We start from the raw sequence: 24785 nt of genomic DNA, 5'->3' as shown, positions 1-24785 counted from the left end.
AAACCGGAGAAGGCCAGACCCATGATCCACATGTCGGCGCCGATGCCCGGCGAGCGGACCGCGTCCGACAGCGGGGAGTAGGCGAACCAGCCGAAGTCGGCCGCGCCCTGCGGGGTGAGGAAGCCGCCGACCGCGATGAGCGAGCCGAACAGGTACAGCCAGTAGGCGAACATGTTCAGCCGCGGGAACGCCACGTCGGGCGCGCCGATCTGCAACGGCATGATCCAGTTCGCGAAACCGGCGAACAGCGGCGTCGCGAACATCAGCAGCATGATCGTGCCGTGCATCGTGAACGCCTGGTTGAACTGCTCGTTCGACATGAACTGGAGCCCGGGACGGGCCAGCTCGGCGCGCATGATCAGCGCCATCACGCCGCCGATCAGGAAGAACGCGAACGACGTCGCCAGATAGAGCGTGCCGATCGTCTTGTGGTCGGTGGTCGTCAGCCACTTCACCACGACATTGCCGGGCTGCTTGCGCCGGACCGGCAGCTCGTCGGCGTGCGAGCCTTCAGCTGCCGCGGCACCCTGGGGTTCGTTGAGGATGCTCACAGGTTGTTCGTCCTCTGGTTCTTCTCGTGGCTCGTCTGCGCGATGCCGGCCGGAATGTAACCGGTCTGCCCCTTCTGCGCGAGCTCCTTGAGGTGCTGCGCGTAGCGCTCCGGGGAGACGACCTTCACGTTGAACAGCATCCGGGAGTGGTCCACGCCGCAGAGCTCGGCGCACTTGCCGAGGAAGGTGCCCTCCTTGTTGGGGGTCACCTGGAAGGCGTTGGTGTGGCCGGGGATGACGTCCTGCTTCATCAGGAACGGCACCACCCAGAAGGAGTGGATGACATCACGCGAGGTCAGGACGAAGCGGACCGTCTTGCCCTTGGGCAGCCACAGCGTCGGGCCGGGGTTGTTCGTCTGCGGGTTCCGCGTGCCGGGCGTGCCGACGTCGTAGACACCGCCGGCGTTGGCCGGGAACTGGTTCCGCAGCTGGTCCGGAATGGCGTCCAGGTTCTTGTCGGTCTTGGCGTCGCCGGAGGAACCAGGGACGTTCTCGATGTAGTTGAAGCCCCAGCTCCACTGGAAGCCGACCACGTTGACCGTGACGTCGGGCTTCTTCGAGGTGTCCAGGAGCTTCGACTCGTCCCGGGCCGTGAAGTAGAAGAGCACCGAGATGATGATGATCGGGACCACCGTGTACAGGGCCTCGATCGGCATGTTGTACCGAGTCTGCGGAGGAACCTCGACCTTGGTGCGGCTGCGCCGGTGGAACATGGCGCTCCACAGGATCAGGCCCCACACCAGCACGCCGACGGCGAGCGCGGCAGCCCAGGAGCCCTGCCACAGGGAGAGGATCCGCGGAGCCTCTTCCGTGGTCGGGGTGGGCATGCCAAGGCGGGGGAAGTCCTTGTATGTGCAACCGGTTGCGGTCGCCAGGACCAGGCCCGCGGTCAGTGCCTGCAGCAGCTTCCGCCGCATCGGGCGCCGCGGCGAGCGGTCGGAGCCGTTGGGACTCACGTAGCGCCTTCCCGAGAGTCTCGCCCGCGCGGTCGGCTGCGGCCTTCTCGCTGGTCGGTCGCCGCCCTGCGTCGGGCAGGGGTTTGGATGTTTATGCGGACCAAACCCTAGCCCACCCTCTCCGAGGGTTCGCGGGGAGGGGTGCCTACTAACCCGGGTGGTTCGCTTGATTGGCGGCTGCGGGTGCGTTGTGGCTGGTCGCGCCCCGCGGCGGAGCCGCTGAGGTCACGGCCTCGCGCCCCGGGCCGGCCGCCTCCACCAGGGTCTTAACGTTGCCGTATGGCCTACTTCGATGCTTCCTCCGCCGTTCCTCTCCACCCCGTCGCGCGTCAGGCCCTGTTGGCCTCTTTGGATGAGGGGTGGGCCGATCCCGCCCGGCTCTACCGGGAGGGACGCAAGGCCAGGATGCTGCTGGACGCCTCGCGGGAGGCGGCTGCCGAGGCCGTCGGCTGCCGTGCGGACGAGGTGGTGTTCACGTCGTCCGGCACCCGGGCCCTGCACACGGGGGTCGCGGGGGCGTTGGCCGGGCGGCGGCGGGTGGGACGCCACCTGATCGTGTCGTCCGTCGAACACTCCTCCGTCCTCCATTCGGCGGAGGTGTTCGAGGCGGACGGCGGGACCGTCACCCGGGTGGCCGTCGACCGGGCGGGAGCCGTCGACCCGGCGGGGTACGCGTCCGCGCTCCGGGCGGACACCGCGCTGGCGTGCCTCCAGTCGGCCAACCACGAGGTGGGGACCGTGCAGCCGGTGGCCGAGGTGGCGGAGGTGTGCCGGGCGGCCGGGGTGCCCTTGCTGGTGGACGCGGCGCAGTCGCTGGGCTGGGGGCCGGTCGAGGGCGACTGGTCGCTGCTCGCGGCCAGCGCGCACAAGTGGGGCGGGCCGTCGGGGGTCGGGCTGCTCGTCGTACGCAAGGGCGTGCGGTTCGCCGCCCAAGGGCCGGTGGACGAGCGGGAGTCGGGGCGGGCGCCCGGGTTCGAGAACATCCCGGCGATCGTGGCGGCCGTGGCCTCGCTGCGCGCGGTCCGGGCCGAGGCGGCCCAGGAGGCGGTACGGCTGCGGGGGCTGACGGAGCGGATCCGGGCGCGGGTGCCGGAGCTGGTACCGGACGTGGAGGTGGTCGGCGACGCGGTGCGCCGGCTGCCCGGGATCGTCACGTTCTCCTGCCTCTACGTCGACGGCGAGGCGCTGCTGCACGAGCTGGACCGGGCCGGCTTCTCGGTGTCCTCCGGCTCCTCCTGCACGAGCAGCACGCTGACTCCCAGCCATGTGCTGAAGGCGATGGGGGTGCTGAGCGAGGGGAACGTGCGGGTGTCCCTGCCGCCCGGCACGGCGGAGGCGGACGTGGAGCGGTTCCTGGAGGTGCTGCCGGAGGCGGTGGCGGGCGTCCGGGAGAAGCTGGGGGCGCCCGCCCCGGTCACCGGGGGCAGTGCCGAGGAACTGCTCGTCGACTCCCTCGGCAAGCGCTGCCCGATCCCGGTCATCGAACTGGCGAAGGTGTTCGGCCGGGTGCCGGTGGGCGGGACCGTCCGGGTCCTCTCCGACGACGAGGCGGCCCGCCTGGACATCCCGGCGTGGTGCGAGATGCGGGGGCAGGAGTACGTCGGGGAGGAGCCGGCGGCCAGGGGAACGGCGTACCTGGTACGCCGGGTGAGCTGAGCGGTCCCGGAGGGGTCCGGGGCCGTGTCAGCTGAGGTGGGCCCGCACTTCCTGCCCGGCCTCGTCGCCGTACGCCTTCACGAACCGCTCCATGAAGTGGCCCCGGCGCAGCTGGTACTCCTGCGTCCCCACGGTCTCGATGACCAGCGTGGCCAGCATGCACCCCACCTGGGCGGCGCGCTCCAGGGAGACGCCCCAGGCCAGTCCCGACAGGAACCCCGCGCGGAAGGCGTCGCCGACGCCCGTGGGGTCGGCCTTGCGCTCCTCCTCCGGGCAGCCGACCTCGATCGGGTCCTCGCCGGCCCGCTCGATGCGCACGCCCCGGGAGCCGAGCGTGGTGACCCGGTGGCCTACCTTGCCCAGGATCTCCGCGTCGCTCCAGCCGGTCTTGGACTCGATGAGCCCCTTCTCGTACTCGTTGGAGAAGAGGTAGGTCGCCCCGTCCAGCAGGATCCGGATCTCCTCGCCCTCCATCCGGGCGATCTGCTGGGAGAAGTCGGCGGCGAACGGGATGTTCCGGGAGCGGCACTCCTCGGTGTGGCGGAGCATCGCCTCGGGGTCGTCGGCGCCGATGAGGACCAGGTCGAGACCGCCGACGCGGTCGGCGACCGTCTTCAGCTCGATCAGCCGGGCCTCGCTCATCGCGCCGGTGTAGAAGGAGCCGATCTGGTTGTGGTCGGAGTCGGTGGTGCACACGAAGCGGGCGGTGTGCAGGGTCTCGGAGATGCGGACCGATTCGGTGTCGACGCCGTGCCGGTCGAGCCAGTCCCGGTACTCCTCGAAGTCGAAGCCGGCGGCGCCGACCAGGAGGGGCGCGGTGCCGAGCTGGCCCATGCCGAAGGCGATGTTGGCGCCGACGCCGCCGCGGCGCACGTCGAGGTTGTCGACCAGGAAGGAGAGCGAAACCGTGTGCAGCTGGTCCGCGACGAACTGGTCGGCGAAGCGGCCGGGGAAGGTCATGAGATGGTCGGTGGCGATGGAGCCGGTGACTGCGATACGCACGACGGTGTTCTCCTGCGGGAGGCTGCGTTGACAGTTCACGCTACCCGGTCCGGAGCTGCCACTGAAGCTGACGAAACTACCCGATAGTAGCCCTTTTGCCGCAGGCCGGGCCGTGCCTACGGTGCGGGCATGACGAACCTCAAGGTCACCCCTTCCGCCCCGGCCGATCCCGACGGCGACCTCGCCGCGCTGCGCGGCGACTGCGCCCGGATGGCGCCGCACTGGGCGGTCCCGGAGCACCCCGAGTCCCGGCCGGTGCCGCCGTCCCTCATCCACGGGGTGCGCGTGCCGGCGCGGTCCGCACGGCTGCTGGACGCGATGTCGGACTACGGCGACTGAGCGCGGGGCGCGAGCGGCGGGAACCGCGCGCTCCCCTCCCGCGTCCCATCGCCGTCCCCCGCGCAGGGGACGCGGGACACGACGCAGCGAGGAGCGATGCGGTGAACACCGAGCGGTCTGAGAACTCCGGCGCCCCCGAGGGACGCGACCGGTCCCCCGCGGCCCCGCAGAAGACGACGGAACCGGGGCGGACGGGTGGCCGGCGCCCCACCGCCGTCATCGTCGCCGTCGCCACCGCGGCCGTCCTGCTGGTCGGCGGCGGTGGCGCCTACCTCGCCGCGGGCAACGGCACGGACGGCCGTACGGGTGGTCCGGCCGCCCCCGGCGCAGCCCACGGCACTCCCCCGCCGCTCGCCCTGGACGGCTGGGCGCACTCCGGCACCGGCGGAATCGCGCCCGGGGAGCCGGACCCGTACGGCGCCCGGTACGTGGCGCGGGGCGAGCTGCCCGACGGGCCCGGCTCGGCGCCGGTGTACGAGCCGGGGGCCGAGGTCGGCCGGGAGCGGGTGGTCCGGCTGGCGAAGGCGCTCGGGGTCGACGGGGCGCCGGTGGCCGAGGGGCGGATCTGGCGGGTGGGCGGTCAGGACGGCTCCGGGCCGAGGCTGACGGTGAACCGGGACGCGCCGGGCGGCTGGACCTTCGACCGGTACGCGCCCGGGACCGACAACTGCCGGAAGGTGACCGTCTGCGCGCAGGACCCGGGCGCTCCGGCCGGCGACCCGGTGAGCGCGGCCGAGGCGGAGAAGGCGGCGGCACCGGTGCTGAGGGCGGCGGGGCTGGACGGCGCGAGGACCGACGCGAGCCGGGTCATGGGCGCCAGGCGGGTGGTCGACGCGGAGCCGGTGGTCGGCGGGCTGCCCACGTACGGCTGGACGACCGGCCTGACCGTCGACCGCGACGGCGAACTGGTCGGCGGGCACGGGCTGCTGGCGACGCCGGTGAAGGGTGACACGTACCCCGTGGTGGGCGCGGCGAAGACGCTGGAGCTGATGAACGGGGCGGCGCGGGACGGCCACCGGATGGGGATCGGGGGGTGCGCGAGCCCGGAGCCGCTGAAGGACCGGCTGGAGCAGCCGTGCGGCGCGTCCACGGGGGCGCCGAAGGCGGCCGGGGACACGGTGACGGTCGAGAAGGCGGTGTTCGGGCTGGCCGCGCACTCCGTCGGCGGGCGGCAGACGCTGGTGCCGTCCTGGCTGTTCCGGGTGCGGGGGTCCACGGCGGGCGGCGCGTTCACGGTGACGTATCCGGCGGTCGACCCGGCGTACCTGACCTCGGCGTCCGCGTCCCCGGCGCCGAAGCCGTCCCAGGCGCCCGGCAAGAGCCGGAGCGTGAGGGTGAACGCCTATACGGCCGACGGGCGGAGGCTGAACCTGAGCTTCTACGGCGGGGTGTGCGCCGACTACCGGACGTCGGCGCGCGAGAGCGGCGGCCGGGTGACGGTGACGGTCACCGAGCGGCCCTGGCAGGGCCGGGTGTGCGTCCTGATCGCCAAGGAGTACGTGAAGACGGTGACCCTGGACGCGCCGCTGGACGGGCGGACGGTGGTCGGCGCGGACGGCAAGGCGGTCCCGGAGGCGAAGCCGGGCTCGCTGCGGCCGGACGCGTCGGCGCAGCCGCGCTGACCGGGCGGGAAAGGCGAAGGCGGCGGCCCCCGGAAGGGGACCGCCGCCTTTCCCAGCCGTCAGACCGTGCGGCTCTGCCGGCCGTCGGCTCAGCTGAAGGAGTCGCCGCAGGCGCAGGAGCCGGTCGCGTTCGGGTTGTCGATCGTGAAGCCCTGCTTCTCGATCGTGTCGACGAAGTCGATGGTGGCACCGCCGAGGTACGGAGCGCTCATCCGGTCCGTGACGACCTTGACCCCGCCGAAGTCCTTCACGACGTCGCCGTCGAGCGAGCGCTCGTCGAAGAAGAGCTGGTAGCGCAGGCCGGAGCAGCCGCCGGGCTGGACGGCGACGCGCAGCGCGAGGTCGTCGCGGCCTTCCTGGTCGAGCAGGGCCTTGACCTTGGCCGCGGCGGCGTCGGTCAGGATGATGCCGTCGGTGACGGTGGTGGTCTCGTCCGATACGGACATCTACATCTCTCCCGGGTTGTACGGAGACTGCTTGCCGACGAGTGCAACCGGCGCTTCCGCGGATTCATTCCGGGCCGGGCATTCGCGTTGTCGCTTCCGACTTCATGCTCGCACATGGTCCCGGGCGCGGACAGCGGCCCGCACGGCCCGCGGAGGGACCGGAGCGGGATTCACGTCACATGGACGCTATGGGCATCGTCAAAGTGACGTGAACCGGTTATGATAGATAGCGTCAGTTAGACGAAAAGTAGAAAGGGTGCGTGTCGTGACCACCGCCCAGACCCCGGAGCTCGACGTGCAGCCGACTCCGCTCGCCCTGCTGCTGCTCGGCCGCGAGGCCGACCCGAAGAGCGAACGGGGCGTCGAGTGTCCCGGAGACCTGCCGTCGCCCTCGGACCCCGACCTGGTCGAGCGCGCCCGCGCCGCCAAGGCCCGGCTCGGCGACAAGGTCTTCGTCCTCGGCCACCACTACCAGCGCGACGAGGTCATCCAGTTCGCGGACGTCACGGGCGACTCCTTCAAGCTGGCCCGGGACGCGGCCGCGCGCCCGGAGGCCGAGTACATCGTCTTCTGCGGTGTGCACTTCATGGCCGAGTCGGCGGACATCCTGACCTCCGACGACCAGAAGGTCGTGCTGCCCGACCTCGCCGCCGGCTGCTCCATGGCCGACATGGCGACGGCCGAGCAGGTCGCGGAGTGCTGGGACGTGCTGACCGAGGCGGGCATCGCCGAGCAGGTGGTCCCGGTGTCGTACATGAACTCCTCCGCCGACATCAAGGCGTTCACCGGCAAGCACGGCGGCACGATCTGCACCTCCTCCAACGCCAAGCGGGCCCTGGACTGGGCCTTCGAGCAGGGGGAGAAGGTCCTCTTCCTGCCGGACCAGCACCTGGGCCGCAACACCGCCGTCCGCGACATGGGGATGTCCCTGGACGACTGCGTGGTCTACAACCCGCACAAGCCGAACGGCGGGCTGACGGCCGAGGAGCTGCGGGCCGCGAAGATGATCCTGTGGCGGGGGCACTGCTCGGTCCACGGCCGCTTCAGCCTGGACTCGGTCAACGACGTGCGCGCGCGCATCCCCGACGTGAACGTGCTGGTCCACCCCGAGTGCAAGCACGAGGTCGTGGCGGCGGCGGACTACGTCGGCTCGACCGAGTACATCATCAAGGCCCTGGAGGCGGCCCCGGCCGGTTCCAAGTGGGCGATCGGTACGGAGCTGAACCTGGTGCGCCGGCTGGCGAACCGTTTCGCCCCGGAGGGCAAGGAGATCGTCTTCCTCGACAAGACGGTCTGCTTCTGCTCGACGATGAACCGCATCGACCTCCCCCACCTGGTCTGGGCGCTGGAGTCCCTGGCCGACGGCAACCTGGTCAACCGCATCGAGGTCGACAAGGAGACGGAGGCGTTCGCCAAGCTGGCGCTGGAGCGGATGCTCGCGCTTCCCTAGTAGGGCTCGCGCTTGCCCAGTACGGCAGGAAGGGCCGGGTCTCCGCCGGGACCCGGCCCTTCGTCATGCCGTCACACTCCGGCCGGCTCCGGCGCGTTCTCCGGTGCCGGCTGCTTCTTCGCCGCCCGCTTCCTCGCCCGGCGCTCCTTGCGGAGCTCCAGCATCGCGTAGAGCGTCGGGACCAGCAGGAGCGTCAGCAGGGTCGACGTGATCAGGCCGCCGATGACGACCACGGCGAGGGGCTGGGCGATGAAGCCGCCCTCGCCGGTGACGCCCAGCGCCATGGGGAGCAGGGCGAAGATCGTCGCCAGCGCCGTCATGAGGATGGGGCGGAGCCGGTGCCGGCCGCCCTCGATCACGGCTTCCACCACGCCGTGACCCTGCGCCCGGTACTGGTTGATCAGGTCGATCAGCACGATCGCGTTGGTCACCACGATGCCGATGAGCATCAGCATGCCGATCATCGCGGGCACGCCCATCGGGGTGCCGGTGACGAGCAGCAGACCGATCGCGCCCGTCGCCGCGAACGGGATGGAGACCAGCAGGATCAGCGGCTGGGCGAGCGAGCGGAACGTCGCGACCAGGACCATGAAGACGATCGCGATGGCGGCCAGCATGGCCAGCCCCAGGTTCTTGAACGCGTCGTCCTGGTCGGAGGAGACCCCGCCGATCTCGGCCGTGGCACCCGCCGGCAGCTTCAGGTCCTTGATCTTCGACTGGAGCTTGGTGCTGATCGCACCCGTGTTGTCACCCGTCGGCCTGGCCGTGATCGTGGCGGCGCGCTGCCCGTCGATGCGGGTCATGGACACCGGCCCGTCCACCAGCTTCACCGTGGCGATGTCACCGAGCTTCACCGGGCCGAGGCGCAGCGCCTTGAGCTGGGCGAGCGTGGTCGCGGGCTTCGCCGACCTCACCACGACGTCCCGCTCGGTGTCGTCGAGGACCGCCTTGGCCACCGTCGTACCGCGCACGGCCTGCGCCACCGCGGCGCCCAGCTTCTGGTCGTCGAACCCGGCCGCCGCCGCCCCGGCCTTCGCCTTGACCGAGATCCGCGGCACGCTCTGCGCGAGGTCGCTGGTGACGTCCGTGACGTGGTCGAGGCCGGCGACCGTGGAGCGGACCTGCTCCGCCGCCGTCCGCAGCGCCCCGGCGTCGGACGCCTTGACGACCACGCTGAGGTCCTGGGCGCCGAAGCCGTCGCCGGCCGACACGGTGGTCGTACCGATGCCCTTGAGCTTCTTCAGGCCGTCCTCAAGGTGCTTCTGCACGTCGTCGTAGGACGCGGAGTCCTTCAGCATCACCTGGTACGACGCCTGGTTGGTGTCGGTGCCGCCGCCGAAGGCCGCCATGAAGCCGGACGAGCCGACGGTGACCTGGTAGTCCTTCACGCCCTCGGTGGCGGCGAGCAGCTTCTCCACCCGCTTGGCCTGCGCGTTCGTGGCGGCGAGGCTGGTGCCGGGCTTCAGCTCCTGCTTGACGGTGAGGACTTCCTGGTCGCCCTGGTCGAAGAAGTTCGTCTTCAGCAGGCCGGACATGCCGAACGTGACGACCAGGACGACGAGCGCGATGAGCACGCTGGTGAGCCGGCGGCGCGTCGCGAACCGCAGGACGGGCACGTACGCCCGCTGGAGGCGGCTGCCGGCCTCCTTCTCCTCGGCCACGCGGCGGGCCTGCGCCGCGTCCTCGGGGGTGCCCTTGGGGGCGCGCAGGAACCAGTACGACAGGACCGGCACGACCGTCAGCGACACGAGCAGGGAGGCCAGCAGGGCCGCCGTCACCGTGAGGCTGAACGAGCCGAACAGGGCGCCCACCATGCCGCCGACCAGGCCGATCGGCAGGAACACGGCGACCGTGGTGAGGGTGGAGGAGGTGACCGCGCCGGCCACCTCGCGCACCGCCGCGAGGATCGCCTCCTTGCGCTCCTCGCCGTAGCCGAGGTGCCGCTTGATGTTCTCCAGGACCACGATCGAGTCGTCGACGACCCGGCCGATGGCGATGGTCAGCGCGCCGAGCGTGAGCATGTTCAGGGACAGCCCGCGCGTCCACAGCACGATCAGGGCCAGCACCACCGACAGCGGGATGGAGACCGCCGTCACCAGCGTCGAGCGGACCGACGCGAGGAAGACCAGGATCACCAGGACCGCGAAGAGCAGGCCGAGCGCGCCCTCCGTGGTCAGGCCCTTGATGGACTTGGACACGGCCGGGCCCTGGTCGCTGACGACCGTGAGCCGCGCGCCCGCGCCGAGGTCCGCGCGCAGGCCGGGCAGCTTGTCCTCGACCGCGTTCGAGATGGAGACCGCGCTGCCGTCGTGGTCCATCGTGACGTTGACGGCAAGGCTGGGCCGGCCGTCGGTGCGGGTGAGGGAGTCGGCCGGGGCGGGCCGCTCCTCGACGGTGGCCACGGCGCCGAGGCGCACCGGCCGCTTCACGCCCTCGCCGGTGACCATCAGGTCCTTGATCTGCTTCAGCGAGGTGAAGCCGCCGCCGACCTGGACGGTGCGGTTGGCGCCGTCCTCGTCGAAGGAGCCGGCCGGTACGGTCGCGCCGCCCGCCTGGAGGGCCTGGCCGAGCGCGGCCGGGGTGAGGCCGGCCCGCGCCAGCTTCGCGTCGTCGGGGGTGACGGCGACCTGGAGGTCGCGCACGCCGGTGACCTGGACGCGGCCGACGCCGTCGATGTCCTTCAGGGCCGGCACGACCGTCGTGTCGAGCTGGTCGGCGAGTGCCTGCTGGTCCTTGTCGGAGGTGACGGCGAGGACCACGGTCGGCATGTCGTCCGTGGAACCGGAGACGACCTGCGGGTCGACGTCGTCCGGGAGCTGGTTGCGGGCCCGGTTCACGGCCTGCTGGACGTCGGAGACGATCCGCTTGGTGTCGTTGCCGTAGTCGAAGGACGCCATGATCACGGCGTTGCCCTCGCTGGCGGTGGAGGTGACACCGGTGACGCCGTCGACGCCTTGCAGGTTGTCCTCGATGGGTTCGACGACCTGCTTCTCGACCACGTCGGGCGAGGCGCCCTGGTACGGCGCGATCACCGACACCATGGGCAGTTCGATGGTGGGCAGCAGCTGCTGTTTGATCTGGGGTATCGCGATCAGCCCGAAGGCGAGCGCGATGAGGGACACGAGCCCGACGAGGGCGCGCTGGGCGAGGCTGAATCTGGACAGCCAGGACATGGGTCAGGGTCTCTCTTCTGTGAGCGGCAGAAGTCTCCACCACCCTGAGCCATCCGCAAGGGCCCTTCCGTAGGCCCCAGGTCCCGTTCCTCCGCCGCCCCCTACTCCGCGCGCAGTAGACGCGGGTGGAGATCAGTCCATCCTCGGACGTACCAGCCCCGACTCGTACGCGATGACGACGAGCTGCGCCCGGTCCCGCGCGCCCAGCTTGGCCATGGCCCGGTTGACGTGCGTCTTCACCGTCAGCGGGCTGACCGCCAGCCGCTCGGCGATCTCGTCGTTGGAGTGGCCGCCGGCGACCAGGACGAGGACCTCCCGCTCCCGGCCGGTGAGGGTGCCGAGCCGCTCGGAGCGGGCGGGGTCGGGGCCGTCGCCGTCGTCGCCCCCGGCGAGGAAACGGGCGATCAGGCCCTTGGTGGCGGCGGGGGACAGCAGGGCCTCGCCACCGGCCGCGACCCGGATGGCGTTCAGCAGTTCGTCCGGCTCGCTGCCCTTGCCGAGGAAGCCGGAGGCGCCGGCGCGCAGCGCCCGCACGACGTAGTCGTCGACCTCGAAGGTGGTCAGGATGACCACGCGGACCTGCGCGAGGGACGGGTCGGCGCCGATCTGCCGGGTGGCGGCCAGGCCGTCGGTGCCGGGCATCCGGATGTCCATGAGGACGACGTCGGGGCCGTGCTCCTTCGCCAGCCGGACCGCTTCCGCACCGTCCGAGGCCTCCCCGACCACCTCCATGTCGGGCTCGGAGTCGACCAGCACCCGGAACGCGCTGCGCAGCAGTGCCTGGTCGTCGGCGAGCAGGACGCGGATGGTCATACGGGCTCCCCCTGGGCCGTCGTCGTCTTGACGGGCAGGATCGCATGGACGCGGAACCCGCCGCCGTAGCGGGGTCCGGTGGTCAGGGTGCCGCCCAGCGCGGTGACCCGCTCGCGCATGCCGAGCAGCCCGTGCCCGCCGCCGTCCCCAAAGGCGCGGCCGGCCTCGGGGCCGTCGGGCGTGCCCGGGCCGTCGTCCAGGACGGTGACCTCGACGTTCGGCCCGACGCGTACGACGCTCACCTCTGCCCCGGCCTCGGGGCCCGCGTGCTTGCGCACGTTGGTCAGGGCCTCCTGGACGATCCGGTAGGCGGCCAGGTCGACGGCGGCGGGCAGTTCGGTGCCCTGGTCGGCGCGGGCCACGGACACCGGCAGGCCGGCGCTGCGGAAGGTGTCGGCCAGCTCCTCCAGGCGGCTCAGGCCCGGAGCGGGTTCGGTGGGGGCCTCGGGGTCACCGCTCTGGCGGAGCAGGCCGACGGTGGCGCGCAGTTCGTCGAGCGCGCTGCGGCTGGCCTCACGGACGTGCGCGAGGGCCTCCTTGGCCTGGTCGGGCCGCTTGTCCATGACGTGCGCGGCGACCCCGGCCTGCACGTTCACCAGGGCGATGTGATGGGCGACGACGTCGTGCAGATCGCGGGCGATGCGCAGCCGCTCCTCGGCGACCCGGCGGCGGGCCTCCTCCTCCCGGGTGCGTTCGGCGCGCTCGGCGCGGTCCCGGATGGCCTGGACGACCGCGCGGCGGCTGCGTACGGCGTCGCCGGCGGTGGCGCCGATGCCCGTCCAGGCGAGGACGCCGAGGTTCTCCTGGGCGTACCAGGGCAGCGGGCCGGCCAGCATGGCGGCGGCCGTCAGCACGGTCATGGTGAGCAGGCCGAGGCGCCAGGTGGTGGAGCGGTCGGTGGTCGCGGCGACGGTGAACAGGGCGATGACGGCGGACATCGCGACCGGGGCGCGGGGGTCGCCGGTGACGCACTCGACCAGGGAGACGGTGCCGGTGACGGCGAGGACCGTCCTGGGCGCCCGGCGCCGGAAGACGAGCGCCGCCGCGCCGGCCAGCATGAGGACGAGGCTGAGGACGGCCGGGGTGCGGATGCTCCAGGTCAGACCGTGGTGGCCCTGGGGCGCGGCGAAGGAACCGGCGGCCATGCAGGCCAGCACGCCGGCGGCGAGCGCCGCGTCCGCCGCCAGGGGGTGCGCCCTGAGGCCGCACCGGGCGCGTTCGAGAGTGCTCACGGTGTGCACAGTACGGTCCCGGCACCGGCCGACGGCAGGGCGCCTGGTGCGGGGGGGCCGACCGGGGCGGGGCCGGGCAGGCGGGCCGACGGCAGGGCGCCCGGTGCGGGGGGCGGCCGGGGCGGGGCCGGACAGGCGGGCCGACGGCAGGGCGCCCAGTACGGAGGGCCGACCGGAGCGGAGCCGGACAGACCGGCCGACGGCAGGGCGCCCAGTACGGGGGACCGGCCGGAGCGGAGCCGGACAGACCGGCCGACGGCAGGGCGCCCGGTACGGGGGGCCGGCCGGGGCGGGGCCGGGCAGGCGTCCCGTCCCGCGCGTTCCGCCCGAACCGGCCGGGGCCTCAGCCCGGGATCAGCCCGTCGTCGCTGAGCATCTCCCGGACCTCGTCCAGCGTCGCGTCCGGCGCCGGGAGGATCAGCTCGGAGGGTTCCAGCGCGTCGTCCGGCAACGGGGTGCCGAGCCGGCGGACGGAGTCGAGGAGGGCGCCGAGCGTGCGGCGGAAGCCCTCCTCGTCGCCGCTCTCCATCTCCTCCAGCAGCTCGTCGTCCAGCTTGTTCAGCTCGACGACGTGGGAGTCGTCCAGCGTCACCTGGCCCTCCCCCATGATCCGTACGATCACGTCGGCCTCCTCGGCTCGGGCCCCGGCGCCGGGCTACTGCTTGTCGAAGCGCGGGGTGTCCTGCGGCTGCTGCTGGGACTGCCCCTGACCGGTGCCGCCCTCGATGGCCTGCTGCGGGGAGCCCCCGGCCAGCTCGGCCTTCATGCGCTGCAGTTCCAGCTCTACATCCGTACCACCGGAGAGCCGGTCCAGCTCGGCCTGGATGTCGTCCTTGTGCATGCCGGACTGGTCGTCGAGGGCGCCGGAGGCGAGCAGTTCGTCGATGGCGCCGGCCCGGGCCTGGAGCTGGGCGGTCTTGTCCTCGGCGCGCTGGATGGCGAGGCCGACGTCGCCCATCTCCTCGGAGATGCCGGAGAAGGCCTCGCCGATGCGGGTCTGGGCCTGGGCGGCGGTGTAGGTGGCCTTGATGGTCTCCTTCTTCGTACGGAAGGCGTCCACCTTGGCCTGGAGGCGCTGGGCCGCGAGGGTGAGCTTCTCCTCCTCGCCCTGGAGGGTCGCGTGCTGGGTTTCGAGGTCGGTGACCTGCTGCTGGAGGGCGGCGCGGCGGGACAGCGCCTCGCGGGCCAGGTCCTCACGGCCGAGCGCGAGCGCCTTGCGGCCCTGGTCCTCCAGCTTGGAGGACTGCTGCTGCAACTGGTTGAGCTGGAGTTCCAGGCGCTTGCGGGACGTGGCCACGTCGGCGACGCCGCGGCGGACCTTCTGGAGCAGCTCCAGCTGCTTCTGGTACGAGTAATCGAGGGTCTCGCGCGGGTCCTCGGCCCGGTCAAGGGCCTTGTTCGCCTTCGCGCGGAAGATCATCCCCATACGCTTCATGACACCGCTCATGGGCTTCGCGCGCCCCCTTCTGACGGACTCCAGCTCACAGATCCTGCGACAGGACCCACAGTACGGGCCCTGCTTCCATTACCGCACTGTTCGCGGGGTGATGCGCTCATCCCCGAGGACGACTGCGGACCGTTCCGCTCCGGCGCAGGGAGTAGGTGATCCACCCTGATGCCGCCGGAAGCCCTCTGTGCGTCCCCTCTGTCCCCCTGAAGACGTCCGGTGTTGCCGGATCGTTCCCCACCGGGCTGGGGTCCATGCCGGTGCAGCCCTTACCCTTGGGTTTTGTGTTCCGTAGCCGTGCCAAGGAAGAGAAGGCCCCGACCGCCGACAAGGCGCCGGTGACCCTCTCCAAGCAGCCCCGCGACCCGCAGGCCCCGAAGGGCAGGCCCACTCCCAAGCGCAGTGAGGCCCAGTCCCAGCGCCGCAGCGTCGCCCGTACTCCGACGAACCGCAAGGAGGCCGCGAAGCGCCAGCGCGAGGAGCGGCGCCAGGCCCTGGAGCGGCAGCGCCAGGCGCTGGCCAGCGGCGACGAGCGCTACCTGCCGGCCCGGGACAAGGGCCCGGTGCGCAAGTTCGCCCGGAACTGGGTGGACTCGCGGTTCAACGTGGCGGAGTTCTTCCTGCCGCTCGCGGTGGTCATCCTGGTGCTGAGCGTGGTGCGGGTGCCCGCGATCCAGAGCATCGCGCTGCTGCTGTGGCTGATCGTGATCGTGCTGATCGTGCTGGACGGGGCGGTCAGCGGCTTCCGGCTCAGGAAGCGGCTCCAGGAGCGCTTCCCTGAGGAGAACACGCGTGGCGCGGTCGCCTACGCCCTGATGCGGTCCTTGCAGATCCGTCGGCTCCGGCTGCCGAAGCCGCAGGTCAAGCGCGGAGAGCGGCCCTGAGCGCTGACGCTTTCACCGGGGGCGCGGCCGATGCCCGGCTGGACGGGCCGGGCGGCCTGCGGGATGTCGTGTGCCAGGAGCTGGTGACCCGGCAGCTCGACGAGCAGATGGCCGGGCGGTTCCCGGTCGGGCAGCGGCTGCGGGTGCTCGACGTGGGGATGGGCCGGGGCACGCAGGCGCTGCGGCTGGCCCGGCTCGGCCACCATGTGACCGGGGTCGAGCAGGACGCGGCGATGGTCGCCGCCGCGCGGGACGCCGTGGCCCGGGAGCCGGAGGGCATCCGGGCGCGGGTGCGGCTGGTGCAGGGCGACGGGCGGGACACCGGGGTGCACTTCCTGCCGGGCAGCTTCGACGTGGTGCTGTGCCACGGCGTGCTGATGTACGTGGAGGAGCCGGACCCGCTGGTGGCGGGGCTGGCCCGGGTGCTGGCGCCCGGCGGTCTCCTCTCCCTCCTGGTGCGCAACGGCGACGCGCTCGCCATGCGTCCGGGCCTGTCCGGGGACTGGTCCTCGGCCCTGGCCGCCTTCGACACCACCTCCTACCTCCCCCATCCTCGAACGGACTCGGACGGGGCGACCCCCCTCCGCCCCGGCCCGGACGTGCGGGCCGACCGGCTGGCGGCTCTCACCGCCACGCTCGACGGCATCGCCGCTCCGCTGCACGCCTGGTACGGCGTCCGGGTCTTCACGGACACGGCGGCGGACGGCGCGGCGCTCCCGGACGACCTGGAGACCCTGCTCGCGGTCGAGGAGCGGGCCGGGCGCACGGACCCCTACCGCGGGGTGGCGGCGCTGCTGCACCTGTGCGGGGTACGGGGCTGAGCACGTTCGGGGGAACAGCGCGGGACGGGTGATCACCACGCGGTGAGACTCGGGACATGGACGCTTCCCGTACCCGCGCGCGGGTCCTCGCAAGAGCCGTCCCGGCCGCCGTGCTGGTGTGCTGCGCGGCCCTCGCCGCCGGCTGCACCGCCCCCGCCGCCCAGGCCGGGCGGGACACCGCGGCGGCCACCCGGGCGGCCGTGCCGATGGCCGCGAACGACTTGCAGAGCCAGTACCAGAAGGTGATCCGGGAGGTCCTGCCGTCGGTCGTGCAGATCCAGGCGAGCCGGGACCTGGGCTCCGGGGTGGTGTACGACGACAAGGGGCACATCGTCACCAACGCGCACGTGGTCGGGTCGGAGAAGACCTTCCAGGTGACCACGGCCAACAGCGAGGAACCGCTCACCGCGAGCCTGGTCTACTCCTACCCCGAGCAGGATCTCGCCGTGGTCCGGCTGGACAGGGTGCCGGACGGGCTGAAGCCGGCGGTGTTCGGGGACTCCGAGAAGGTGCAGGTCGGCCAGATCGTGCTGGCCATGGGGTCGCCGCTCGGGCTGTCGTCCAGCGTGACCGAGGGCATCGTCTCGGCGACCGGACGGACCGTCAGCGAGGGTGACTCGGGCGGCGGCACGGGCGCGACGATCGCGAACATGGTGCAGACCTCGGCGGCGATCAATCCCGGCAACAGCGGCGGCGCCCTGGTCGGTCTCCAGGGGCAGGTGATCGGCATTCCGACGCTCGCGGCGGCCGACCCGACCTTCGGGAACAGCGCGGCGCCCGGCATCGGGTTCGCGATCCCGTCGTCGATGGTGCGGACGGTCGCCGACCAGATCGTCCGGACGGGCAAGGTCGTCGAGTCCGGGCGGGCGGCCCTCGACATCACCGCGCGGACGGTCGTGGACGACCGCTACCAGCCGAGCGGGGTCGCGGTGGTCACCGTCCGCCCCGGCGGCGCGGCCGACCGGGCGGGCCTGCGCGCCGGCGACATCATCACCGCGGTGGGCGACCGGCCCGTCACCACGATCACCTCACTCGCCGAGGCGCTGGCGGGCGACAAGCCGGGCCGGCGCACCACGGTCACCTACCAGCGGGACGGCACCGAGAACACGGTCGAGGTGACTCTGGGCGAGCAGTGAGGAGGGTGGCCCCTCCTCACCCCGTTCACGGCCGGGTCACGCCTCGGCGTGCAGGCTCATCGGCCCGTAGATCTCGGCCGTCTCCTCGAACAGCCGCACCTGGTCGGCCCCGCCCTCCAGCAGCGCCTTCCAGTGCTCCCCGATCCAGGACTCGGCATCCCCCTGCGTGGTGAACTCCTCGGGCTGCACCGCCGGCTGGACCTCCGTCCCGTCGGCCTTCTCGAACCGCCACGTCCATGCCGTCATCTGGGCCTCCTTTGATCCAACACCTGCCCCCGCAGCGTAAGCGCTCCGCCGGGTCGGCCGTTAGAGGCGGTGGATCATCCGGGTGGCCGGTCGCGCGGGACGTCGGGGGGCAGGCGAAAATCGGTCCGTGGAAGTAACTCTGCTCGGTACCGGCGCCCCGGCGGGACTGCCCCGCCCCGACTGTTCCTGTGCCGTGTGCGCGACCGCGCTCGGGCCGGACGCGCGGGCCGCGACCGCGGCGCTCGTGGACGGGACGCTGCTGCTGGACCTGACGCCGGGCGCGGCGTTCGCGGCGGCCCGCGCCGGGCAGTCACTGGGCGGGGTACGGCAGGTGCTGCTGTCGCATCCGCACGACGGCCCGGCGGTGGAGGTCCCGGCCGGGCTGCCGCAGCCCGGCCGGGTGCCGGACGGGCGGGAGTTGGCGCTGCTGACGGGGCACCGGGTGCGGGCCGTGGCGATGGACGCGGGCGGCACCGGGTACGCGGTGACCGGGCCGGACGGGCAGCGGCTGCTGTACCTGCCGCCGGGCGGGGCGCCGGCGGGGCTGGAGGGGGCGACGGCGGAGTCGTACGACATGCTCCTCGCGGACGTCGTGGGCCGTCCCGACGCGCTCGCCCGGCTCCGCGCGGTCGGCTCGGTCGGCCCCACGACGGATGTGCTCGCCGTCCACCTGGACCACGATGTGCCGCCCGGCCCGGAGTTGCGGCGCCGGCTCGCGGCGGCGGGGGCGCGGGCGGTGCCGGACGGTACGACGCTGGTGGTGGGGGCGTACGAGGAGGTGCCGGACGTGCCGCGGCGGACGCTGGTGCTGGGCGGGGCGCGCTCGGGCAAGTCGGTGGAGGCGGAGCGGCGGCTGGAGGCGTTCCCGGAGGTGCTGTACGTGGCGACGGGCGGCACGCGGGGCGGGGACACCGAGTGGGCGGCCCGGGTGGCCGCGCACCGGGAGCGGCGGCCGGGGTCGTGGCGTACGGCGGAGACGACGGACCTGGTGCCGGTGCTCGCGCAGGACGGGCCGCCGGTGCTGGTCGACTGTCTGTCGCTGTGGCTGACGGACGTGATGGATTCCGTGGGGGCGTGGGACGACGCGGAGTGGGCGGGCGGGGGTGAGAAGGCGTTGCGGGAGCGGGTGCGGGAGCTGACGGCCGCGGTGCGGGGCACTCGGCGGACCGTGGTGGCGGTCTCCAACGAGGTCGGCTCCGGCATCGTCCCCGCGACGGCTTCCGGCCGCCGCTACCGGGACGAACTGGGCCGCCTGAACGCGGCGTTCGCGAACGAGTGCGAACAGGTCCTGCTGGTCGTGGCGGGCCAGGCACTGGTGCTCCGGGGCTGACGGGGCGCCCGGTGGCCCGGAGGTGCGCGGGGTGTCCGCGGTCACCCCCCGTCCTTGCGCGCCACCACCCGGTACGCGTTGGAGAAGCGCGTGCGCCGCAGCAGCGGAGCGCACCCGTGGTCCAGGGCCGAGGCCAGGGCCTGGACGGGGATCGCGGCGAGTTGGACGACCGGGTGGGCCTGGGCCACGGCGAGGGCGACGGCCGCCGAGAGGTCGTACGGCACATGCGGGCTCGTGCGGTCCGTGACCAGGATGGTGCAGCCCAGGGAGCGCAGTTCGGCACGGAGGTTGGCGAGCGGCACCAGGTGCAGATGGCGCGGCTGGCCGTAGGGCAGCCACCACCTGCCCAGCAGCGCGGCGAACAGGCAGCGGGGGTCGGGGACTTCGACGACCAGGTGGCCGCCGCGCCGCAGCACGGTCAGCGCGGCGCGCAGTTCGGCGCGCGGGTCGGGCGCGTGCTGAAGGTGGTGGAACATGGTGACGACGTCGTAGCGGGCGCGCAGGCGGGCCGCCGTGCCGGGGGTCGTGAGGTAACCGCGGTGCGCCTCCTCCACGCGGCCCTCCAGCAGCGCCTGCTCCACCCGGGCCGTCGGGTCCAGCCCGTCGAAGCTGGTGTAGGGGAAGAACTCCTTCGCCGCCTCGGGGAAGCGGGCGTGGCCGGTGCCGACGTCCAGCCAGCTCTCCGGTTCCCGCAGCGCGGACAGCCGCCAGGCGGTGGCGCGGTGCCGGCGGCGCACGGCCCGGGCGGGCAGGATCCGCGCGGCGAACTCCTCCAGGTGTCTTTCGTAGAAGTCGCGGTGGAAGAAGGCGAGCCCCTCCGCGCTGAGCCGGGGGTTCTGGAAGGCGTGGCCGCAGTCCCGGCACGCGTCGAGGACGAACCTGCCCGACCGGTGCCGCAGCGGGTCGGGCGCGCGCAGCCGGGTGCGCAGGCGGGGGGAGCCACACCAGGGGCAGTCCTCGCGGCGGGGCTCCTGGAAGGGGTCGTGGGGGGTGGTGATCTGCGGGGTGAGGGGCGAGGTCGGCATGGGCGTGCTCCCTGTGCGACATTCCGCGGCAAACCGGAACGTATGGGATCACGCCCTGAGGTGCAAAGACGTCGTGGGGGTGTGGTGGCGATGTGGCGCGGGCGTGTTCGTCCGCTGGCGGTACTGTTCGGCGAATGAGCAGCCTTAATCTGGACGACTTCACCGATCTGATCGAGCGCCCGGACGGGGGCGTACGCCGTGACGCCGAGGCCCGGCGGGAGCGCCAGATCGTGCCGCCGGGAGCGCTGGGCCGCCTGGACGAGCTGGGCGAGTGGCTGGCCGCCGCGCGCGGCACCGTGCCGGTGCGGCCGGTCGAGCGCCCCCGGGTGGTGCTGTTCGCCGGCGACCACGGCGTCGCGGAGCTGGGCGTGTCGGCGCGGCCCGCGGGCGGTGCGGAGCACCTGGTGCGGGCGGTGCTGGAGGGCGCGAGCCCGGTGGCCGTGCTCGCGCGCCGGCTGGAGGTGCCCGTACGGGTCGTGGACATGGCCCTGGACTGCGACCCGGACGCCTTCCCCAAGGACGTGGTGCGGCACCGGGTGCGGCGGGGCAGCGGCCGTATCGACGTGGAGGACGCGCTCACCCCGGAGGAGACCGAGGCCGCGCTGCGGGCGGGTGTCGCGGTCGCCGACGAGGAGGCCGACTCCGGGACCGATCTGGTGGTGCTCGGCGATGTCAGCGTGGGCGGGACCACGGCGGCGGCGGTGCTGGTCGCGGCGCTGTGCGGGACCGACGCGTCCGTGGTGACCGGGCGCGGCGGGGAGGCGATCGACGACCTGGCGTGGATGCGCAAGTGCGCGGCGATCCGGGACGCGCTGCGGCGGGCCCGGCCGGTGCTCGGGGACCAGTTGCAGCTGCTGGCGACCGTGGGCGGGGCGGACCTGGCGGCGATGACCGGGTTCCTGTTGCAGTGCGCGGTGCGGAAGCTGCCGGTGATCCTCGACGGGGTCGTGGCCGCCGCGTGCGCCCTGGTCGCGCAGCGGGTCGCGTTCCGGGCGCCGGACTGGTGGCTGGCCGGGCACGACAGCGGGGAGCCGGGCCAGGCGAAGGCGCTGGACCGGATGGCCCTGGAGCCGCTGCTGGAGCAGGGGGTGAGGGTCGGCGAGGGCGTCGGCGCGCTGCTGGCGCTGCCGCTGGTGCTGAGCGCCGCCGCGCTGGCGGCGGAGCTTCCCGAGCGCCCGGCGGCCGAGGAGGAGTCGGAGGAAGAGCAGGGCGTGTGAGGCCGAGGCCGCCGACGGGCTGAAAAGTGCGGTTCGCCGGAGCCGCGCCCATATGATCCTGCACCATGGGAGATGTCCGAATTGCCGTGGAGCAGCGAGCCGAGGCGGCGCGGACGGGTGGCCGGGCGCGGCGGTCCACCGGGGCTTCCCGGCGGGCCGCCGCGTTCGCCGTCTGGTACCTGCGGACCGTCGCCTTCGTCAACTTCCTCAGCGCGGTGTGGGTCTCGCTCGGCCAGGACGTGCGCCGGCACAACCAGGACGACTTCTTCACGCCGTACCTGCTGACGGCCGGCTTCGCCTCCGGTGTGTTCACCGCCTTCCTCGCGATCACCATGCGGCGCCGCAAGCGGGCCGCGTGGATCCTCAACCTCGTGATGAGCGGGCTGTTCCTGGCGCTGTTCGCGTTCGCCATGGCGTTCCCGGAGATCCGGCGGTACCCGCAGAACTGGATCTCCCTCGCCCTGACCGCCGCCTTCGTCGGGGCGCTGCTCGCCGGCCGCCGGGAGTTCTACGCCAAGGGCGACCGGTCCAACCCCCGGCTCGCGGCCACCGTGGCCGTCGGCGGCGGGCTGGTGGCGAGCCTGCTGGCCGGGCTGCTGGTGACGGTGACGAACCAGGCACCGGACGCGGCCCGGTCCACGTTCCCGGAGCGCTGGCACTACGGCGCCCTGCGCCTGGTGTCGGTGGCGGCCGAGGAGTCCCACTTCCCCGGGATCGACCCGCCCAACTGGGCCAACGTGGCGATCAATGTGCTCAGTACGGCCCTCGTGCTCGCCGTGTTCTACGCCGCCTTCCGGTCCCGGCGGGCCGTCGACCCGCTCACCGGGGACGACGAGAAGCGGCTGCGCGAACTGCTGGAGCGGCACGGCGACCGCGACTCGCTCGGCTACTTCGCGCTGCGCCGGGAGAAGAGCGTGGTGTGGTCGCCGACCGGGAAGGCCGCCGTCGCCTACCGGGTGGTCGGCGGGGTGAGCCTCGCGTCCGGGGACCCGATCGGGGACCCCGAGGCCTGGCCGGGGGCGATCGCCCCGTGGCTCGCCCAGGCGCGGGCGCACGGCTGGATCCCGGCGGTCATGGGGGCGGGCGAGGAGGCCGGGACGGTCTACTCCCGGCACGGTCTGGACGCCCTGGAGCTCGGGGACGAGGCGGTCGTGGAGGTCGCCGACTTCACGCTGGAGGGCCGGGCGATGCGCACCGTCCGGCAGGCCTACAACCGGGTGAAGCGGGCCGGGTACCGGGTGCGCGTCCGGCGGCACGAGGACATCCCGGCCCAGGAGATGGCGCGTCTGGTCGAGCGTGCCGACGACTGGCGCGACGGCGCCACCGAGCGCGGCTTCAGCATGGCGCTCGGCCGGCTCGGGGACCCCGGGGACGGCCGGTGCGTGATGCTGGAGTGCACGGACGCCGAGGGGCGGCTGCGGGCGCTGCTGTCCTTCGTGCCGTGGGGGCCGCACGGGCTGTCCCTGGACCTGATGCGGCGGGACCGGGACTCCGACAACGGGCTGATGGAGTTCATGGTCATCGAGCTGCTGCGGCGGGCCGACGAGATCGGGATCACGCAGGTCTCACTCAACTTCGCGATGTTCAGATCGGTCTTCGAACGTGGCGCGCGCCTCGGCGCCGGACCGGTGCTGAGGCTGTGGCGGTCGCTGCTCAGCTTCTTCTCGCGCTGGTGGCAGATCGAGTCGCTGTACCGCGCCAACGCCAAGTACCGGCCCATCTGGGAGCCGCGGTTCCTGCTCTTCGAGAAGAGCGCGGACCTCCCGCGCATCGGCCTCGCGTCGGCGCGGGCGGAGGGGTTCCTGGAGGCGCCGGGGCTGCCCAGGTGGCTGTATCGCAGGCACCTGGGCACGCACCGATGAGACACGCACGACGGGGGAACGCTCGATGGCCACGACGCTCGGCGGGGGAACGTTCGAGGAGGGGCGTCCGATGAGGACGCCGGCCCGCTGGGCCCGTGCCGAGTGGGGGCCGCTGTACGCCGCCGTGCGCGGGCCCCTGCGCCGACAGGGCCCGGCGGCGGCCCCGTTGACGGCCGCGGCGGTGGGCCTGACGGCGTTCCTCCAGTACGTGCAGAACCAGCCGTGGGGGTACCGACTGGTGCAGGACCTGGGTGCCGTACGGGCCGACGACCCGCTGTGGCTCGCCCTGCTGCGCACCCCCCTGTCGCTGTTCGTGCCCGCGCTGGACCTGCCGGTGTGGGGGGCGCTGGCGCAGGTCCTGCTGGTGTTCGGGATCGCCGAGCTGTGCCTGGGCTGGTGGCGGACGCTGACCATCGCCTACGTCGCCACGCTCGCCGGAACCCTGTACGCGCGCCTCGGCATCACCCTGGGCGCGCACGCCCCGTTCGGGCTGCCGTGGACCGACGGGCAGGTGGTGGACACCGGCCCCTCGGCGGCCGTGGTGGGGCTCGCGGTGTTCGTGAGCTGGCGGTACGGCGCCTACGCGACGGCGGGCGCGGTGACGCTGGCGATGGTCGTCGAGGTGCTGCTCAAGGAGAACCTGGCGGGCAAGGAGCATCTGGCCGCGCTGATGGCCGTGGGGCTGCTGTGCCTGCTGGCGGCGGCGCGGCACCGCGGGACGCCCCTGGCGAGTGGCGCCCGTGGTCAGCGGTGGCCGGGCAGGCGCACCGGGCGGGGGTCGGGCTTGCCGCCGATCCAGTCCTGAACGGCGCGGCTCGGCCGCGCCCAGCGGCGGTCGTGCCGGTAGACGCGCAGGGCGGCCCTGGCACGGGCGCGGGGACGGCGGCCGTAGAAGCGGCGGGCCCACGGGGAGCCGGGGCGGGCGAGCCGGACCGCGCCGACGAGCGCGACCAGCGGCACGATCACCCCGAAGAGCGCGGTGCGGGCCTTGCCCTTGTGCAGGGCGACGAGGGAGAGGAGGAAGTTCGCGACGATGTTGGAGATGACCGTGCCGCGGTCGGCCAGCTCCTGCCGGGAGAGGTCGTTGACGCCGAACGGGACGAAGCCGGCGAGCAGCAGGCCGACCAGCGCGGCGGTGAGCACGACGACCTCGACGCTCTTGCGGCCCTCCTCGGTCCAGTAGACGTCGTCCAGGTGCAGGATCAGCGCGAACTCGTCCAGGACCAGGCCCGCGCCCATGCCGAACAGCACGGCCGAGACGACCCCGCCGGCACCGTGGCGGTCACTGGCCACCGCGCCGAAGCCGCCGACGACGGTGAGGACGACCCCGGGGACGACGTGGTGGATGTGCAGCCCGCCCGCCCTGACGTTGCCGAACGGGCCCCTGCCCGCCCGGATCAGCCGGGTGATGACCCGGGTCACGACGAAGGTCAGCACGAAGGAGGCGAGGGCCAGCAACAGCGGGAGCTTCCCCGGCTCGACGATGTTCCGCACCCACCAGTGCCCCATGTGCGCACTTTATCCCCCCGGGGCCCGGGGAAGGGGCGCGCGGGGGGCCGGGGGCCGGCGGCCGGGTG

General features: G+C 73.0%; 23 protein-coding genes. 11 read left to right on the top strand and 12 right to left on the bottom strand.

The window, feature by feature from the left end:
• The coding region (locus AQJ11_RS51115; protein WP_425265010.1) for a cbb3-type cytochrome c oxidase subunit I at positions 1–551 on the bottom strand (551 nt) is incomplete at its 3' end.
• Positions 548–1507, bottom strand: coding sequence for an aa3-type cytochrome oxidase subunit II (ctaC, locus tag AQJ11_RS19190; RefSeq protein ID WP_041665120.1), 960 nt, complete (start codon positions 1505–1507; stop codon positions 548–550). The genes ctaC and AQJ11_RS51115, both read right to left, overlap by 4 nt.
• A 279-nt stretch (positions 1508–1786) precedes the next feature.
• Between ctaC and AQJ11_RS19185 the strand changes: the two genes are divergently transcribed.
• Complete coding sequence (locus AQJ11_RS19185) at positions 1787–3163, top strand: cysteine desulfurase/sulfurtransferase TusA family protein (RefSeq protein WP_078611730.1); 1377 nt, start codon at positions 1787–1789, stop codon at positions 3161–3163.
• A gap of 27 nt (positions 3164–3190) precedes the next feature.
• On the opposite strand, the gene AQJ11_RS19180 is transcribed toward AQJ11_RS19185, so the two are convergent.
• A complete protein-coding gene (locus AQJ11_RS19180) occupies positions 3191–4165 on the bottom strand; it encodes a carbohydrate kinase family protein (protein ID WP_058080253.1) in 975 nt (324 codons plus the stop codon).
• Positions 4166–4294: 129 nt separating this feature from the next.
• Between AQJ11_RS19180 and AQJ11_RS19175 the strand changes: the two genes are divergently transcribed.
• Entirely contained in the window at positions 4295–4504 is a 210-nt protein-coding gene (locus tag AQJ11_RS19175; RefSeq protein WP_014672243.1) for a hypothetical protein, read from the top strand.
• 101 nt (positions 4505–4605) lie between these two features.
• Positions 4606–6126, top strand: a complete 1521-nt coding sequence (locus AQJ11_RS19170) for a hypothetical protein (protein ID WP_059263847.1) — start codon at positions 4606–4608, stop codon at positions 6124–6126.
• 89 nt (positions 6127–6215) lie between these two features.
• Here AQJ11_RS19170 and AQJ11_RS19165 read toward each other — a convergent pair whose 3' ends face one another.
• The gene (locus tag AQJ11_RS19165) at positions 6216–6572 is read right to left on the bottom strand and encodes a HesB/IscA family protein (protein WP_014672245.1); all 357 of its coding nucleotides are present in this window, start codon (positions 6570–6572) and stop codon (positions 6216–6218) included.
• A gap of 265 nt (positions 6573–6837) precedes the next feature.
• Here AQJ11_RS19165 and nadA point away from each other — a divergent pair, with 265 nt between their 5' ends.
• Positions 6838–8022, top strand: a complete 1185-nt coding sequence (nadA, locus tag AQJ11_RS19160; RefSeq protein ID WP_014672246.1) for a quinolinate synthase NadA — start codon at positions 6838–6840, stop codon at positions 8020–8022.
• Positions 8023–8093: 71 nt separating this feature from the next.
• On the opposite strand, the gene AQJ11_RS19155 is transcribed toward nadA, so the two are convergent.
• The 5 genes from AQJ11_RS19155 to AQJ11_RS19135 all read right to left on the bottom strand — a co-directional run bounded on the left by AQJ11_RS19155 (position 8094) and on the right by AQJ11_RS19135 (position 14675).
• Positions 8094–11195 (bottom strand): efflux RND transporter permease subunit, encoded by a 3102-nt coding sequence (locus AQJ11_RS19155; RefSeq protein WP_059263846.1) that lies wholly within the window; start codon positions 11193–11195, stop codon positions 8094–8096.
• Between the two features lie 132 nt (positions 11196–11327).
• The gene (locus tag AQJ11_RS19150) at positions 11328–12008 is read right to left on the bottom strand and encodes a response regulator (protein WP_014672248.1); all 681 of its coding nucleotides are present in this window, start codon (positions 12006–12008) and stop codon (positions 11328–11330) included.
• Entirely contained in the window at positions 12005–13240 is a 1236-nt protein-coding gene (locus AQJ11_RS19145; protein ID WP_175252125.1) for a sensor histidine kinase, read from the bottom strand. Before AQJ11_RS19145 ends, AQJ11_RS19150 begins: the two co-directional genes overlap by 4 nt.
• Before the next feature lie 343 nt (positions 13241–13583).
• Positions 13584–13862, bottom strand: coding sequence for a PspA-associated protein PspAA (gene pspAA / locus AQJ11_RS19140; RefSeq protein WP_014672250.1), 279 nt, complete (start codon positions 13860–13862; stop codon positions 13584–13586).
• Positions 13863–13895: 33 nt separating this feature from the next.
• Positions 13896–14675 (bottom strand): PspA/IM30 family protein, encoded by a 780-nt coding sequence (locus AQJ11_RS19135; RefSeq protein ID WP_078611732.1) that lies wholly within the window; start codon positions 14673–14675, stop codon positions 13896–13898.
• Positions 14676–14941: 266 nt separating this feature from the next.
• Here AQJ11_RS19135 and AQJ11_RS19130 point away from each other — a divergent pair, with 266 nt between their 5' ends.
• The 3 genes from AQJ11_RS19130 (at position 14942) to AQJ11_RS19120 (ending at position 17528) form a co-directional block, all read left to right on the top strand.
• A complete protein-coding gene (locus tag AQJ11_RS19130; protein WP_175252126.1) occupies positions 14942–15571 on the top strand; it encodes a DUF3043 domain-containing protein in 630 nt (209 codons plus the stop codon).
• An 83-nt stretch (positions 15572–15654) separates the two neighbouring features.
• Positions 15655–16392 (top strand): class I SAM-dependent methyltransferase, encoded by a 738-nt coding sequence (locus AQJ11_RS19125; protein ID WP_059263845.1) that lies wholly within the window; start codon positions 15655–15657, stop codon positions 16390–16392.
• A gap of 56 nt (positions 16393–16448) precedes the next feature.
• On the top strand, positions 16449–17528 hold the full coding sequence (locus tag AQJ11_RS19120; RefSeq protein WP_059263844.1) for a S1C family serine protease: 1080 nt from the start codon (positions 16449–16451) through the stop codon (positions 17526–17528).
• A 36-nt stretch (positions 17529–17564) separates the two neighbouring features.
• On the opposite strand, the gene AQJ11_RS19115 is transcribed toward AQJ11_RS19120, so the two are convergent.
• The gene (locus AQJ11_RS19115) at positions 17565–17774 is read right to left on the bottom strand and encodes a hypothetical protein (protein ID WP_014672255.1); all 210 of its coding nucleotides are present in this window, start codon (positions 17772–17774) and stop codon (positions 17565–17567) included.
• 127 nt (positions 17775–17901) lie between these two features.
• Here AQJ11_RS19115 and AQJ11_RS19110 point away from each other — a divergent pair, with 127 nt between their 5' ends.
• The gene (locus tag AQJ11_RS19110; RefSeq protein ID WP_014672256.1) at positions 17902–19104 is read left to right on the top strand and encodes a bifunctional adenosylcobinamide kinase/adenosylcobinamide-phosphate guanylyltransferase; all 1203 of its coding nucleotides are present in this window, start codon (positions 17902–17904) and stop codon (positions 19102–19104) included.
• Positions 19105–19145: 41 nt separating this feature from the next.
• Here the strand turns inward: AQJ11_RS19110 and AQJ11_RS19105 are convergent, their stop codons facing one another.
• Positions 19146–20129 (bottom strand): class I SAM-dependent methyltransferase, encoded by a 984-nt coding sequence (locus AQJ11_RS19105; RefSeq protein ID WP_058080258.1) that lies wholly within the window; start codon positions 20127–20129, stop codon positions 19146–19148.
• 134 nt (positions 20130–20263) lie between these two features.
• Between AQJ11_RS19105 and cobT the strand changes: the two genes are divergently transcribed.
• From cobT to AQJ11_RS50395, 3 genes are all read left to right on the top strand, one after another.
• Positions 20264–21346 (top strand): nicotinate-nucleotide--dimethylbenzimidazole phosphoribosyltransferase, encoded by a 1083-nt coding sequence (gene cobT, locus AQJ11_RS19100; protein WP_059263843.1) that lies wholly within the window; start codon positions 20264–20266, stop codon positions 21344–21346.
• Between the two features lie 65 nt (positions 21347–21411).
• Positions 21412–23208 carry a phosphatidylglycerol lysyltransferase domain-containing protein gene (locus tag AQJ11_RS19095; protein ID WP_059263842.1) on the top strand — a complete coding sequence of 599 codons (1797 nt, stop codon included), beginning with the start codon at positions 21412–21414 and terminating at the stop codon, positions 23206–23208.
• A gap of 70 nt (positions 23209–23278) precedes the next feature.
• On the top strand, positions 23279–24013 hold the full coding sequence (locus AQJ11_RS50395; protein WP_059264029.1) for a hypothetical protein: 735 nt from the start codon (positions 23279–23281) through the stop codon (positions 24011–24013).
• Here AQJ11_RS50395 and AQJ11_RS19085 read toward each other — a convergent pair.
• Positions 23953–24717, bottom strand: a complete 765-nt coding sequence (locus AQJ11_RS19085; protein ID WP_059263841.1) for a hypothetical protein — start codon at positions 24715–24717, stop codon at positions 23953–23955. The two genes, AQJ11_RS50395 and AQJ11_RS19085, sit on opposite strands and share 61 nt — an antisense overlap.
• Positions 24718–24785 lie beyond the last annotated feature (68 nt).

The sequence above is a fragment of the Streptomyces corchorusii genome (assembly GCF_001514055.1).
GTDB lineage: Bacteria > Actinomycetota > Actinomycetes > Streptomycetales > Streptomycetaceae > Streptomyces > Streptomyces olivaceoviridis.
This window is presented reverse-complemented; position numbering and strand designations above follow the sequence as displayed.